The sequence below is a fragment of the Pseudomonas syringae group sp. 26L6 genome (assembly GCF_032587815.1).
GTDB classification, from domain to species: Bacteria; Pseudomonadota; Gammaproteobacteria; order Pseudomonadales; family Pseudomonadaceae; genus Aquipseudomonas; species Aquipseudomonas amygdali.
On sequence record NZ_JAWHPJ010000020.1, the window covers coordinates 65,730 to 80,070 of the forward strand.

Consider the following 14,341-nt stretch of genomic DNA (forward strand, 5'->3'; position numbering starts at 1 on the left):
TTCGACAGCTACTGTAGGAAAAAACCAAAAGCACACCTGCGCTTTTCGCCATGAACGGTAAGAACGGATTTAATGAGTACATAGGCGGTGGTACATGATCGCCTGCACCCGGCTAAAGACTTCTTACATGACTTGCCGAAGGAAATACGCTGTCAATATCAAACGCGCACTGCAACACCGAAAACACATTGAGTGTCCGGCAGGACGGTTTCGAAAACACTCATGAACAATGAGTAACTTGTCAGGGAGCCTGAATTCGAGAAATGGCTACAGGCGTTGACGCTTTACAGGCGTGACGGGGAACCCGGGTTTAAAGTGCAGCCCCGCAAGGGCTGCACTCATCGAACAACCAGCAGCATCAGAACAGCTTGCGGCCTTTATTCGCAGCAATACGCATACGCAAGGCATTGAGCTTTATGAAGCCTGCCGCATCAGCCTGATCATAGGCGCCTGCGTCATCTTCAAAGGTAGCAATATTGGCATCGAACAACGAATCGTCCGACTTGCGACCGGTGACGATCACATTGCCCTTATAAAGCTTCAGACGTACAACACCGTTCACATGGGCCTGAGACGCGTCGATCATCTGCTGCAGCATAAGACGCTCCGGGCTCCACCAGTAACCGGTGTAGATCAGGCTGGCGTACTTGGCCATCAGTTCGTCCTTGAGGTGGGCGACTTCACGGTCCAGGGTGATCGATTCAATAGCGCGGTGAGCGCGCAGCATGATGGTGCCGCCCGGTGTCTCGTAGCAGCCACGGGACTTCATGCCCACGTAGCGGTTTTCAACGATATCCAGACGTCCGATGCCGTTTTCGCCACCGATGCGGTTCAGGGTCGCCAACACAGTGGCAGGCGTCATCTCAACGCCGTCCAGCGCAACGATGTCGCCATTGCGGTAGGTCAGTTCCAGATAAGTTGCAACGTTCGGCGCGTCCTCAGGGGACTTGGTCCAGCGCCACATGTCTTCTTCGTGCTCGGTCCAGGTGTCTTCCAGCACGCCGCCCTCATAGGAGATGTGCAGCAGGTTGGCATCCATCGAGTACGGGGATTTCTTCTTGCCGTGACGCTCGATCGGAATGTTGTGCTTCTCGGCGTAGTCCATCAGCTTTTCACGAGAGAGCAGGTCCCATTCACGCCACGGAGCAATCACTTTGACCCCTGGCTTGAGCGCGTAGGCGCCCAGTTCGAAACGCACCTGATCGTTGCCTTTGCCGGTGGCACCATGGGAAATGGCATCAGCGCCGGTTTCGTTGGCGATCTCGATCAGGCGCTTGGCGATCAGCGGGCGAGCGATGGAAGTGCCCAGCAGGTACTCGCCTTCATAGACGGTGTTGGCACGGAACATCGGGAACACGAAATCACGCACGAACTCTTCGCGCAGGTCATCGATGTAGATTTCTTTCACGCCCATGGCCTGAGCCTTGGCGCGCGCCGGCTCGACTTCTTCACCCTGACCCAGGTCAGCGGTAAAGGTCACCACTTCGCAGTTGTACGTATCTTGCAGCCACTTGAGGATTACCGAAGTATCCAGGCCACCGGAATACGCGAGAACTACCTTGTTTACGTCCGCCATGCCATCACTCCACCGGGTTGTACGGAAAACCGCTGATTCTACCGTTCAAACCAGCAAATTTACAGGGGCGCGACAGCTTGTGACGACAAGGCGACGTTTGGCAGGAGCGTTATGCAGCCCTCAGGACGTGTGCGCTGCACTGACCGCAGAGGCTACAGGTACCGGACGCTCATCGGGCGCAACACGCTCCAGATGCACGTTCACGCGGCGGTTGCGCGCACGATTGGCCTCATTGGTGTTGGGCACCAGCGGGTAGCGTTCGCCGTGAAACCGCAGGGTGATTTGCTGCTCGGGGATACCCTGAGCCTTGAAGTAGTCCATGACCGCCAGCGCACGGCGGCGGGAAAGATCACGGTTGGTGAGTCGATTGCCACTGTTATCCGAATGGCCGTCAAGCTCGATACGGTTAACCGTCGGGTCGGCCTTCAGATAGGCCACCATGTTGTCCAGACGCGCCTTGGCACGGGCATCCAGTTCAATACCGCCACCGGGAAATCCTACTTCAGCCTGTTTGACCTGATCGAAGTTCATCGGCAGAAGTTTGGCTGTGCACGCCTGGTAATCGCTGAACGCCTTGCTGAACTTGACCGGTAACAGGCGCACTTCCATCTGGCCACCGTCACGGGTGTAGTGACGGATAAGCGGGCTGCGACCGTCCATCAGACCACTGATCAGGCGCCCGGCCTGTGCCTGGGAAGTATTGAAGGGTATGTCGCCATTGCTGACGCGCACCGAACCCAGATTGATATCACCGCGCCCCGGCTGCCACGGTGCTGCGGCGGCCAGCAGCGTTGCTGAACCGTTGCCCAGCATGTTGTATGAAGCCTTGAGGCGAAACGTCGCCTGCTCACCGGCACGGCGCACGAACTCACCGGCACCGAAGTCGGTGATCGGCTGAGTCAGGCGGCATTCGAACTGATCGCCTTCGACCTTCCACTCGATGCTCTCCAGACGTGTCTGGAAACTGATAGCCATCGCCGGGAGGCTGGCAAACATGCTGAGCAGGGCTAAATATCGCTGGCGCACGGGAGGCTCCACTGGAAATAAACGCGAAACAAAAAATGACTGACTGACAAGGGGGCTATCGGTAACTTCGTGCAAAACTTGATAGCGGATGCCTGAGAGAGTCTTTTCCGGTAGCATTCCCAGCGAGTTTGACCCGCCTGGAATCCCCAATGTCTGACCGCCTGACCCTCCTGCGTCCCGACGACTGGCACATTCACCTCCGTGACGGAGCTGTCTTGCCTCATACCGTTGCTGACGTAGCGCGAACTTTTGGCCGCGCAATCATCATGCCCAACCTCGTGCCTCCGGTGCGCAACGCGCAGCAAGCCGATGCCTATCGTCAGCGCATTCTGGCTGCACGCCCGGCCGGCAGCCGCTTCGAGCCGTTGATGGTGCTGTACCTCACCGACCAGACCACGCCTGAAGACATCCGTACCGCGAAAGCCAGTGGCTTCGTGCACGCCGCCAAGCTGTATCCGGCCGGTGCAACCACCAACTCCGATTCCGGTGTCACCAGCATCGACAAGATCTTCCCTGCCCTCGAAGCCATGGCTGAAGTCGGCATGCTCCTGCTGGTACACGGGGAAGTGACGCGCGGCGAGATCGACGTATTCGATCGCGAAAAGGTTTTCATTGATGAGCACCTGCGTCGTGTAGTCGAACGCTTCCCGACCCTCAAAGTGGTGTTTGAACACATCACCACCGGTGAAGCGGTGCAGTTCGTCAATGAAGCATCGGCCAATGTCGCGGCCACCATCACCGCGCATCACCTGCTGTACAACCGTAATCACATGCTGGTTGGCGGCATTCGCCCGCACTTCTATTGCCTGCCCATTCTCAAGCGCAATACGCATCAGGCCTCCCTGCTCGACGCCGCCACCAGTGGCAGCGGCAAGTTCTTCCTGGGTACCGACTCGGCACCGCACGCCCAACACGCCAAGGAAAACGCTTGCGGTTGCGCCGGTTGCTACACCGCCTACGCGGCCATCGAATTGTATGCAGAAGCTTTCGAGCAGCGTAACGCTCTGGACAAACTGGAAGGCTTCGCCAGCCTTCACGGTCCGGCGTTCTACGGCCTGCCCGCCAATCAGGACACCATCACGCTGGTGCGTGACGAGTGGACCGCCCCTGCCAGCCTGCCGTTTGGCGAGTTGACCGTTATCCCGCTGCGCGCTGGTGAAAAACTGCGCTGGCGTCTGGAGGAACACGCGTGAGTGAAGATCATTTTGACGACGAACACGAAGGCCACGGCGGTGGCGGCGGTTCTCGTCACCCGATGGCAGCACGCTTTCGCGGCTACCTGCCCGTGGTCGTCGACGTAGAAACCGGCGGTTTCAACTCAGCCACCGACGCACTGCTGGAAATTGCTGCCGTGACCATCGGCATGGATGAAAGAGGCTTCGTGTTCCCGGAACACACCTATTTCTTCCGCGTAGAACCGTTCGAAGGTGCCAACATCGAAGCCGCTGCGCTGGAGTTTACCGGTATCAAGCTGGATCACCCGTTGCGCATGGCGGTCAGCGAAGAAACCGCAATGAACGACATCTTCCGCGGCGTGCGCAAGGCTCTCAAGGCCAATGGCTGCAAACGCGCCGTGCTGGTCGGCCACAACGCCAGCTTCGACCTCGGCTTCGTCAATGCCGCTGTCGCGCGAATGGACATGAAGCGCAACCCGTTTCACCCGTTCTCAAGCTTCGACACCGCTACCCTCGCAGGCCTGGCCTACGGTCAGACCGTGCTGGCCAAGGCCTGCCAGGCTGCCGGAATCGACTTCGACGGCCGCGAGGCCCACTCGGCTCGCTACGACACCGAGAAGACTGCAGAGCTGTTCTGCGGCATCGTCAACCGCTGGAAGGAAATGGGCGGCTGGGAAGACTTCGACGACTAACGTCGGCACGCCAGTGAACGGACCGGCTTCGCGCCGGTTTTTTTCATGCCTGTCTGGAACGGGATATCTGGATACGCTGACTCTGAAAATAACCACTCATCGTTCTACCTGAATCGAACCCAAAACAGTTTTGACAAGCATTCTCATTAACATTAAGCTCCTCGGCACCAAGCAATAAACCAGCGACGGTCAATAGCTTATGTATGTTTGTCTTTGCCAAGGTGTCACAGACGGTCAAATCCGGGATGCAATTCTGGAAGGCTGCTGCAGTTATCGTGAAGTCCGTGAAACGCTGGGTGTTGCGAGTAAATGCGGAAAATGCGCCTGCCTTGCGAAGGAAGTGGTGCGTGACACGCTGACAGAACTGCAAACCACTCAGGCATCGCTGGCCTATCCAGCAGAATTTTCAGCCGCCTGAATACCCCTCATTTAAAGAACCGGGCACCCTGCCCGGTTTTTTTATGCCTGTAATTCAAGCGCTTAGCGTCAAGATGCGGAACTCAAACATTCTTATTCCTATTTAAATTCACTTATTATTCAACAACTTAGGTTTGACAGGCGTTTAAGCGCGGCTCACACTCGGCGCTTATATACACAAGCCACCGGCAGGACCTCGAACATGAAAGGCGACATTACAGTCATCCAGCATCTCAACAAGATCCTCGGAAACGAGCTGGTCGCCATCAATCAGTATTTCCTGCATGCGCGCATGTATGAAGACTGGGGTCTGAAAAAGCTCGGCGGCCATGAGTACAAAGAATCCATCCATGCGATGAAGTATGCCGACAAGCTGATCAAGCGCACGCTGTTCCTTGAAGGGCTGCCAAACCTGCAGGATCTGGGCAAGATCCTGATTGGCGAGCACACCAAGGAAATGCTGGAGTGCGACCTGAAGATCGAGCAGAAAGGCCTGGCTGATCTGAAAGCGGCCATCGCTCACTTCGAAACGGTAGGTGACTTCGGCAGCCGTGAACTGCTGGAAGACATCCTCGAGCCCAAGGAAGAGCAAATCGACTGGCTAGAGACCCAGCTGGGTCTGATCGTCAAGGTCGGTATCGAGAACTACCTGCAGTCGCAGATGGGCGACTGATTTACCGGTTGCGTTGCAATGAAAAAGCCCGCCTCAATCGAGAGCGGGCTTTTTCTTGTGCGTAAAACCATGCTTGAGCGCAGGGCACGATAATCTCGACGATCGTGCCCACGCTGCAGCGCAAGGCTTTACTCGGCTTTGGCGGCCGATGCTTCCTTGACCAGCGTTTGCAGCGAACCATCAGCCATCATTTCGGTGATGATGTCGCTACCGCCGACCAGTTCGCCAGCTACCCACAGTTGCGGGAAAGTCGGCCAGTTGGCGTACTTTGGCAGGTTGGCGCGAATTTCAGGGTTTTGCAGAATGTCGACGTAGGCAAATTTTTCGCCACACGCCATCAATGCCTGGGAAGCCTTGGCCGAAAAGCCGCATTGAGGGGCATTCGGAGCGCCTTTCATGTAAAGCAGAATGGTGTTGTTGGCAATCTGCTCTTTGATCGTTTCGATGATATCCATGGAGCACCTCGGCTGAAATATCCGACTCAGTTGTCGGCACGGTGGCGCATTGTAACGAAATCCCGAGCATGACGCTCTGTCTTGAGCCTTAACAGGCAGCCACCTGTACCGGCACACCGTTCAACGCCGCATTGCCGGAGAGTACGTCGAGTTGCCGTTCGTCGGTCAGGTCATTGGCGCTCACCCCTGGCTGACTCCGGGCAATATCCATTTTCACCCCCGTACGCGAATGCCCCCAGCCATGCGGCAGGCTGACCACTCCGGGCATCATGTCCAGACTGCCCAACACCTGCACCTCGATCGTCCCGACCCGGGAGCTGACCCGAACCTGCTGGCCATCGCTCAAACCACGACAGGCAAGATCGTCAGGGTGCATCAGCAATTGATGCCGGGGCTTGCCTTTTACCAGCCTGTGATAGTTGTGCATCCACGAATTATTGCTGCGCACGTGCCGACGACCAATCAGCAACAATGCTCCGGAATCGGGAGCGGGATCGGCAGCGAAGCGCGTCAGGTCGGCCATGATGACCTCTGGGGCCGCCTGAATCCGCCCATTGGCGGTTTTCAGGCGTTCGGTGAGGTTAGGCTTCAACGCGCCCAGATCAAGCCCATGCGGGTGACTGGCCAGCGTTTCCAGTGACAGTTTGTGCGGCGATGCATCGCCATAGAAGCCTGCGCGCAACCCGCGATCGATCATCTGCGCGGGTGGCAGGGTCGGTTTGAGTTCACGCTGCGCCTGGGCTGCAAATGATCTGGCCAGACCGACAAAGATCTCCCAGTCATGCAGCGCACCTTCGGGCTTGTCGAAAATGGCCTGATTGAAGCGAGTGACGTTGCGCACTGCCAGGGTATTGAAGGTGGTGTCGTAGTGATCGTTTTCCAACGCTGAGGTGGACGGCAGGATCAAGTCGGCGTGGCGGGTAGTTTCGTTGATGTACAGATCAATGCTGAGCATGAACTCCAGACCTTCGAGCGCCTGTTCCAACTGACGGCCATTGGGGGTGGACAGAACCGGGTTACCCGCGACAGTCACCAGCGCGCGAACCTGCCCTTCCCCGTCCACGAGCATTTCCTCGGCGAGCGCTGAAACCGGCAACTCGCCGCCGTACTCAGGCAGGCCGGACACCCGGCTTTGCCATAGATTGAAATGGCCGCCCGAAGTCGAACTGACGAGGTCAACTGCGGGCTCCGTACACAGCGTTCCGCCCACGCGATCCAGGTTGCCGGTCACCAGATTGATCAGTTGCGCCAACCAGTGACACAGCGTGCCGAAGGCCTGGGTCGACACCCCCATTCGGCCATAACAGACCGCCTTGTCGGCTGCAGCAAAATCCCGCGCCAGTTGCCGGATCTGCTCGGCGGCAATGCCGCAGCGTGGGCTCATGGCCTGCGCAGTGAAACCTGCAATGGCGTGTCGCACCTGATCCAAGCCATCGATAGGCAAGTGACTCTCGCGAGTCAGGCCTTCTTCAAACAGAGTATTGAGCAGCCCGAACAGCAGCGCTGCATCACCGCCCGGACGCACGAACAGGTGCTGGTCGGCGATGGCCGCCGTCTCACTGCGGCGCGGGTCGATGACCACGAGTTTACCGCCGCGCTGCTGGATGGCTTTCAGACGCTTCTCAACATCCGGCACGGTCATGATGCTGCCGTTGGACGCCAATGGGTTGCCACCCAGGATCAGCATGAAGTCGGTGTGATCGATATCCGGAATCGGCAACAGCATGCCGTGGCCATACATCAGGAAACTGGTGAGGTGGTGCGGCAACTGATCGACCGACGTCGCCGAAAAACGATTGCGGGTCTTGAGCAGACCGAGAAAGTAATTGCTATGGGTCATCAACCCGTAGTTATGCACGCTGGGGTTGCCCTGATAGACCGCTACCGCGTTCTGCCCATGGCGCTGCTGAATGGCGTAAAGCCGCTCCGCCACCAGATCGAACGCCTGCTGCCAGGCAATCGGCTGCCACTGATCACCGCTGCGTAGCATCGGCTGTCGCAAGCGGTCGGGGTCGTTCTGAATGTCTTGCAGCGCAACAGCCTTGGGGCAGATGTGGCCACGGCTGAAAGTGTCCAGCGGGTCACCCTTGATCGAGGTGATGCGCGGGGCGGAATCCGACTCGGTAACGGTCTCGATGGCAAGACCGCAAATGGCCTCGCACAGGTGGCAGGCGCGGTAGTGTTCAGTCCGGGTCATCACAGCCTCAGATCTTGTCGTGGCAATCCGGTTGATTGCCTGACAAGCACTATGGCCGCTGCCAATACCCCGCGCCACTGACGTTTGTCATGTGAATCGGGGAGCATCAGGCGCGCCGATGAGTAGACCGTATCAGCCGCCGATAGGCGTGACGACCTTGCGCTGCAGCTGGATTTCAGTGACGGTTTCGACCTGCTCCTGAGCCAGGTGAACACCGGTCAGGTCACCGATCAGGCGCCAGTGCTCGTCGAGCCCTGAGCTGATGGTCGCCATGCGATCAATCATGCGCCGCCCCGCATTACGCGTGACTTCGTCCTCGCTGCGCAGCAACTCAAAGGACATCGAGGTCATTGAGGCGGTCAGATGGGTAAGCGTGCGGGCGGTCAGCCCGAGTAACTCCGTTAGTTGACGCTCTTTTGAGTCCATTCCCCACCCCTCGATCAGTAATGTATCGGCAACGATTTATAACCTACGCCCGGCATTAAAGAAACGGTCCTTGTTTCCAGCCCGTGAAGCGGGTCGCATTCAGCGCACCCGCGCAAACCCGGACTGTTGCAGGATTGGTACTAATTGCCAAGCGCTATTTGAGCAGTGTACAAATGCTGCCTTCGGAAAAAGCAGAGATGGCTATTGGCCTCATCAGCTTAGCCAGTTTTTAACTCGTCAACAAAGAATAACAGTGCCCCCTGAAAGGGAGCGCCAGTGACATCGGTGTTTCAGAAAACAGCATGCTATTGGTAAGACGCGACATTTTTTTATACTATCGCGCCTTTCTTACTTCGTCGCCTCGTGCGGCTTCCGCCGCAGGTCTCGCCCGTTTTCCCGATAAAAACCGGCTTTGATAACCTGCGGTCTGTTGCAAAAAAGGTAGTTAATCATGAACGCCAGGCACTTTCTCTCGATGATGGATTACACCCCAGATGAACTCCTGGGCTTGATCCGTCGTGGCGTAGAGCTCAAAGACCTGCGAAATCGCGGTGAGCTTTTTGAGCCGCTGAAGAACCGGGTATTGGGGATGATTTTCGAGAAATCCTCGACACGTACCCGTCTTTCTTTTGAAGCAGGGATGATTCAGTTGGGTGGCCAGGCCATCTTTTTGTCCCATCGTGACACCCAATTGGGCCGTGGCGAGCCAATTGCCGACAGCGCAAAAGTGATGTCACGCATGCTCGATGCGGTAATGATCCGTACCTATGCGCACAGTAATCTGACCGAATTCGCCGCAAATTCCCGCGTTCCGGTTATCAATGGTCTGTCGGATGACCTGCACCCATGCCAGTTGCTGGCCGACATGCAAACCTTTCTGGAGCATCGCGGCTCGATCAAAGGCAAGACCGTCGCCTGGATCGGCGATGGCAACAACATGTGCAATAGCTATATAGAAGCGGCCATTCAGTTCGACTTCCAGTTGCGCGTGGCCTGCCCTGCCGGTTACGAGCCGAACCCCGAGTTCCTGGCGCTGGCCGGTGAGCGAGTGACCATTGTTCGCGACCCGAAAGCAGCGGTCGCCGGTGCACACTTGGTCAGCACCGACGTGTGGACCTCCATGGGTCAGGAAGAGGAAACCGCTCGGCGCATGGCGTTGTTCGCACCGTTTCAGGTAACGCGCGCCTTGCTCGACCTGGCCGACAAGGACGTACTGTTCATGCACTGTCTGCCTGCCCACCGTGGCGAAGAAATCAGTGTAGATCTGCTGGATGATTCGCGTTCGGTCGCATGGGATCAGGCAGAGAATCGCCTGCACGCACAGAAAGCGTTGCTGGAGTTTCTCGTCGCGCCGTCCCATCAGCGCGCATGAGCCAGTTGCTGCTGAACCTGCGCAATCTGGCGTGCGGCTATCAGAATCAGCGCGTGGTGCAGGAGTTGAATCTGCACCTTAACGCGGGTGATATCGGCTGCCTGCTGGGTTCATCGGGCTGCGGCAAGACCACCACACTGCGTGCGATTGCCGGTTTCGAGCCGATACATGCAGGGGAGATAACCCTGGCAGGCGAAGTCATTTCCCGCCCGGGCTGGACTCTGGCACCGGAAAAGCGTCGCATCGGCATGGTGTTTCAGGATTACGCGCTGTTCCCGCACCTGAGCGTCGCCGAGAACATCGCATTCGGCATTCGCAATCACCCGCGCCTTGATCAGGTGATCGCCGAGTTGCTTGAACTGGTCAACCTCGGCGCCTTGGGCAAACGCTACCCTCACGAGTTATCCGGCGGGCAGCAACAACGAGTGGCCCTGGCCAGGGCGCTGGCACCGGAGCCACAACTGTTGTTGCTCGATGAACCCTTCTCCAATCTGGATGGCGAGTTGCGTAGACGTCTGAGCCATGAGGTGCGCGATATTCTCAAAGCGCGTGGCACCAGTGCCATTCTGGTGACCCATGATCAGGAAGAGGCTTTCGCGGTCAGCGATCATGTCGGCGTATTCAAGGAGGGTCGCCTGGAGCAGTGGGATACGCCTTACAACCTGTATCACGAACCTCGCACACCCTTTGTTGCCAGCTTCATTGGCCAGGGGTATTTCATTCGCGGGCAGATGATAGACCCCGAATCGGTGCGCACCGAACTGGGTGTTCTGCGTGGCAACCGGGCATATCCGGGCGTCAGCGGCAGCGCCGTGGATGTCTTGCTGCGACCTGACGATATCGTCTACGCGCCGCAAAGCGACCTGAAAGCGCGGGTAATCGGTCGAACATTTCAGGGCGCATCGACGCTGTATCGCCTGCAGCTGTCTACCGGCAGCCAACTTGAAGCCATTTTCCCCAGTCATGCCGATCACAGCCAGGGCGAGGAAGTCGGTATTCGGGTGGCAGCTGACCATCTGGTGCTGTTTGCAGCGCCAGGCAGCGTCGCGGCGCATACGGTCAATCACTGAGCCCCAGCTTATTCCCTGCCAATCGGTGCGAACCGAGCCTGCGTATGCTCGGCCAGCACGGCTGCCGAAAGCTCAACCTCCAGCCCCCTCCTCCCGGCGCTGACGTAAATACTCTCAAAACCCTGCGCTGTGTCGTCAATGAACGTACGCAGGCGCTTCTTCTGGCCCAGTGGGCTGATGCCACCCAACAGGTAGCCCGTTGAGCGCTGCGCCGCCGCGGGGTCAGCCATTTCGGTTTTTTTCGCCCCGGCGGCCTGTGCCAGAGCCTTCAGATCAAGCGTTCCGACGACCGGCACTACGGCGACCAGTAACTCGCCCTTTTCGGTACTGGCCAACAATGTCTTGAAAACCCGCGCTGGCTCCAGCCCCAGCTTTTCCGCTGCTTCCAGCCCATATGACGCTGCTTTGGGATCGTGTTCGTAACTGTGGATACGATGTTCGGCGCGAAGTTTTTTCAGTAAATCCAGTGCAGGGGTCATGCAACGCTCCTTAGGCTTCCGACTGCCTGCCACTTTAAGCCAAGTAAAGTGAACATGCCTTGATTCACGCCACGTGCAACACTGATGGCTTTTTGGTAACAGCCATAAAATCCCGGTATAAAGCGGCTGTGCGGGCTCGTATCCACTCCATGACCGTTCGGTTCCGACCTTTGACAGCGTTGTTTCTTGTCTATATTTTTTCGTTTACGAATATTATCGAAAGCGGTTTTTCGGTATAACTCGCACCAGCGATCAGAAATGGGGTTTTTCTGATACGCACGAATAACGAGCACCCATGCCTGTCTCAGGGTGCCGAGACAAAAACAAAAATGAGGTATCCATGACCATCGCACTAAAACAACCGACACTCACCGGGCAATGTGTAGCTGAATTTCTTGGCACAGCCCTGATGATTTTTTTCGGCACAGGATGCGTTGCAGCGCTCAAGGTCGCGGGAGCCACTTTCGGCTTGTGGGAAATCTGCATCATCTGGGGCATGGCCGTCAGCATGGGGATCTACCTCAGCGCCGGCATTTCAGGTGCCCACCTCAACCCGGCCGTCAGCATCGCGCTGAGTCTGTTTGCCGGTTTCGAAAAACGCAAATTGCCTTTTTATATCTCGGTGCAAATCGCAGGCGCGTTCTGCGGAGCGGGCTTGGTGTACCTGTTGTACATCAGTCTTTTTTTCGACTTCGAACATGCGCACCACATCATTCGCGGCAGCGAACAGAGCCTTGAACTGGCGTCGGTGTTCTCGACCTATCCAAACCCTGCCATTTCCGTGGGGCAGGCATTTCTGGTCGAAGTGGTCATCACCACTATTTTGATGGGCGTCATCATGGCTTTGGGCGATGACAGCAACGGTTTGCCGCGCGGCCCGCTGGCACCCTTGCTGATAGGCCTGCTGGTGGCGGTGATCGGCAGCTCGATGGGCCCGCTGACCGGTTTTGCCATGAACCCGGCGCGCGACTTCGGTCCAAAGCTGATGACGTTCTTCGCTGGCTGGGGTGAAATAGCCTTCACCGGTGGTCGTGACATTCCTTATTTCCTGGTTCCGATTTTTGCGCCCATCCTGGGCGCCTGCCTTGGTGCTGCTGGCTATCGCGCGCTGATTGCGCGTCATCTGCCGAGTGCCGATCCTGTTGAAAACGAAAAAAATGCTCCAGTGGTTCGCGGCAAAGTTCAGGCTTCATCTTGAATTTCACTCAATTTGAATCTCACCCAACTGAATCCCACCCAACAATGCAAGGCAATCGACATGACTGACACACAGAACAAGAACTACATCATTGCTCTTGACCAGGGCACCACCAGCTCGCGCGCCATTATTTTCGACCGCGATGCCAACGTGGTGAGCACTGCCCAAAGCGAATTCGTACAGCACTATCCGCAGGCAGGCTGGGTCGAGCATGACCCGATGGAAATCTTCGCCACTCAGACTGCATGCATGACCAAGGCGCTGGCGCAGGCTGATCTGCACCATAACCAGATCGCTGCAATCGGTATCACCAACCAGCGCGAAACCACCGTCATCTGGGAGCGCGATACCGGCCGCCCTATCTACAACGCAATTGTCTGGCAGTGCCGACGCAGCACCGAGATCTGCCAGCAGCTCAAGCGTGACGGTCTTGAGGAGTACATCAAGGACACTACAGGCCTGGTGATTGACCCGTACTTCTCCGGCTCGAAGGTCAAGTGGATCCTGGACAACGTCGAAGGCAGCCGCGAGCGCGCCCGCAAAGGCGAACTGATGTTCGGCACCATCGATACCTGGCTGATCTGGAAATTCACCGGCGGCAAGGTGCACGTTACCGACTACACCAACGCCTCGCGGACCATGCTGTTCAACATCCATACACTGGAATGGGATCAGCGCATGCTCGATGTGCTGGATATCCCGCGTGAGATCCTGCCAGAAGTCAAAGGCTCTTCCGAGGTCTACGGCCACAGCAAGAGCGGCATCCCGATTGCCGGTATCGCAGGCGACCAACAGGCGGCGCTGTTCGGCCAAATGTGTGTCGAACCCGGCCAAGCCAAGAACACCTACGGCACCGGCTGCTTCCTGCTGATGAACACCGGCAAGAAAGCGGTGAAATCGGCGCATGGCATGCTGACTACCATTGGCTGCGGGCCTCGCGGTGAAGTGGCTTACGCATTGGAAGGCGCCGTGTTCAACGGTGGCTCGACCGTGCAGTGGCTGCGCGACGAACTCAAACTCATCAACGACGCGCTGGACACCGAATACTTTGCCAGCAAGGTCAAGGACAGCAACGGCGTGTATCTGGTGCCGGCGTTCACCGGTCTGGGTGCGCCCTACTGGGACCCGTATGCACGAGGCGCACTGTTCGGCCTGACCCGTGGCGTGAAGGTTGATCACATCATCCGTGCAGCGCTGGAATCCATCGCCTATCAAACCCGCGACGTACTTGATGCGATGCAGCAGGACTCCGGCGAACGCCTCAAGTCACTGCGCGTGGACGGCGGTGCCGTGGCCAACAACTTCCTGATGCAGTTCCAGGCGGACATTCTCGGCACCCACGTTGAACGCCCGCAAATGCGTGAAACAACAGCCTTGGGCGCCGCGTTCCTGGCCGGTCTGGCGATCGGGTTCTGGAGCAGCCTGGACGAGTTGCGCAACAAGGCGGTGATCGAGCGCGTGTTCGAACCTTCCTGCGAAGAGGCCCACCGCGAGAAACTCTACGCGGGCTGGCAAAAAGCTGTCGCGCGGACCCGTGACTGGGAACCGCACGAAAACGAAGAGTGATACCCGCTGTTGTGCGGAG

At 57.5% G+C, this 14,341-nt stretch carries 14 protein-coding genes; 8 read left to right on the top strand and 6 right to left on the bottom strand.

Annotated elements, in window-relative coordinates; genetic code table 11:
• Window positions 1–358 precede the first annotated feature (358 nt).
• The gene (locus RYA97_RS11225) at window positions 359–1,576 is read right to left on the bottom strand and encodes an argininosuccinate synthase (RefSeq protein ID WP_003412906.1); all 1,218 of its coding nucleotides are present in this window, start codon (window positions 1,574–1,576) and stop codon (window positions 359–361) included.
• Window positions 1,577–1,696: 120 nt separating this feature from the next.
• The gene (locus RYA97_RS11230; RefSeq protein ID WP_004658181.1) at window positions 1,697–2,602 is read right to left on the bottom strand and encodes a flagellar protein MotY; all 906 of its coding nucleotides are present in this window, start codon (window positions 2,600–2,602) and stop codon (window positions 1,697–1,699) included.
• Window positions 2,603–2,751: 149 nt separating this feature from the next.
• Between RYA97_RS11230 and pyrC the strand changes: the two genes are divergently transcribed.
• From pyrC to bfr, 4 genes are all read left to right on the top strand, one after another.
• Window positions 2,752–3,795 carry a dihydroorotase gene (gene pyrC, locus RYA97_RS11235; RefSeq protein ID WP_002554848.1) on the top strand — a complete coding sequence of 348 codons (1,044 nt, stop codon included), beginning with the start codon at window positions 2,752–2,754 and terminating at the stop codon, window positions 3,793–3,795.
• On the top strand, window positions 3,792–4,469 hold the full coding sequence (gene rnt, locus RYA97_RS11240) for a ribonuclease T (RefSeq protein WP_002554849.1): 678 nt from the start codon (window positions 3,792–3,794) through the stop codon (window positions 4,467–4,469). Before pyrC ends, rnt begins: the two co-directional genes overlap by 4 nt.
• Before the next feature lie 199 nt (window positions 4,470–4,668).
• Complete coding sequence (locus tag RYA97_RS11245) at window positions 4,669–4,887, top strand: bacterioferritin-associated ferredoxin (RefSeq protein WP_002554850.1); 219 nt, start codon at window positions 4,669–4,671, stop codon at window positions 4,885–4,887.
• Between the two features lie 201 nt (window positions 4,888–5,088).
• Window positions 5,089–5,559 carry a bacterioferritin gene (gene bfr, locus RYA97_RS11250; RefSeq protein WP_002554851.1) on the top strand — a complete coding sequence of 157 codons (471 nt, stop codon included), beginning with the start codon at window positions 5,089–5,091 and terminating at the stop codon, window positions 5,557–5,559.
• A gap of 128 nt (window positions 5,560–5,687) precedes the next feature.
• On the opposite strand, the gene grxD is transcribed toward bfr, so the two are convergent.
• The 3 genes from grxD to RYA97_RS11265 all read right to left on the bottom strand — a co-directional run bounded on the left by grxD (window position 5,688) and on the right by RYA97_RS11265 (window position 8,637).
• On the bottom strand, window positions 5,688–6,014 hold the full coding sequence (grxD, locus tag RYA97_RS11255) for a Grx4 family monothiol glutaredoxin (RefSeq protein WP_002554852.1): 327 nt from the start codon (window positions 6,012–6,014) through the stop codon (window positions 5,688–5,690).
• 88 nt (window positions 6,015–6,102) lie between these two features.
• Entirely contained in the window at window positions 6,103–8,211 is a 2,109-nt protein-coding gene (locus RYA97_RS11260; protein ID WP_016982014.1) for a molybdopterin oxidoreductase family protein, read from the bottom strand.
• A 132-nt stretch (window positions 8,212–8,343) separates the two neighbouring features.
• Window positions 8,344–8,637 (bottom strand): hypothetical protein, encoded by a 294-nt coding sequence (locus tag RYA97_RS11265; RefSeq protein ID WP_002554854.1) that lies wholly within the window; start codon window positions 8,635–8,637, stop codon window positions 8,344–8,346.
• Between the two features lie 451 nt (window positions 8,638–9,088).
• On the opposite strand from RYA97_RS11265, the gene argF reads away from it, so the two are divergent.
• Together argF and RYA97_RS11275 are read left to right on the top strand one after the other, a co-directional pair.
• Complete coding sequence (gene argF, locus RYA97_RS11270) at window positions 9,089–10,009, top strand: ornithine carbamoyltransferase (RefSeq protein WP_002554855.1); 921 nt, start codon at window positions 9,089–9,091, stop codon at window positions 10,007–10,009.
• On the top strand, window positions 10,006–11,079 hold the full coding sequence (locus RYA97_RS11275) for an ABC transporter ATP-binding protein (protein ID WP_054076915.1): 1,074 nt from the start codon (window positions 10,006–10,008) through the stop codon (window positions 11,077–11,079). The genes argF and RYA97_RS11275 overlap by 4 nt, the downstream gene beginning before the upstream one ends.
• 8 nt (window positions 11,080–11,087) lie before the next feature.
• On the opposite strand, the gene ybaK is transcribed toward RYA97_RS11275, so the two are convergent.
• Window positions 11,088–11,558, bottom strand: a complete 471-nt coding sequence (gene ybaK / locus RYA97_RS11280) for a Cys-tRNA(Pro) deacylase (RefSeq protein WP_004658186.1) — start codon at window positions 11,556–11,558, stop codon at window positions 11,088–11,090.
• Between the two features lie 340 nt (window positions 11,559–11,898).
• Here ybaK and RYA97_RS11285 point away from each other — a divergent pair, with 340 nt between their 5' ends.
• Window positions 11,899–12,756, top strand: coding sequence for an MIP/aquaporin family protein (locus RYA97_RS11285; RefSeq protein ID WP_316883191.1), 858 nt, complete (start codon window positions 11,899–11,901; stop codon window positions 12,754–12,756).
• A 60-nt stretch (window positions 12,757–12,816) separates the two neighbouring features.
• Window positions 12,817–14,322 carry a glycerol kinase GlpK gene (gene glpK / locus RYA97_RS11290; RefSeq protein ID WP_002554859.1) on the top strand — a complete coding sequence of 502 codons (1,506 nt, stop codon included), beginning with the start codon at window positions 12,817–12,819 and terminating at the stop codon, window positions 14,320–14,322.
• The last annotated feature ends 19 nt before the right edge of the window (window positions 14,323–14,341 follow it).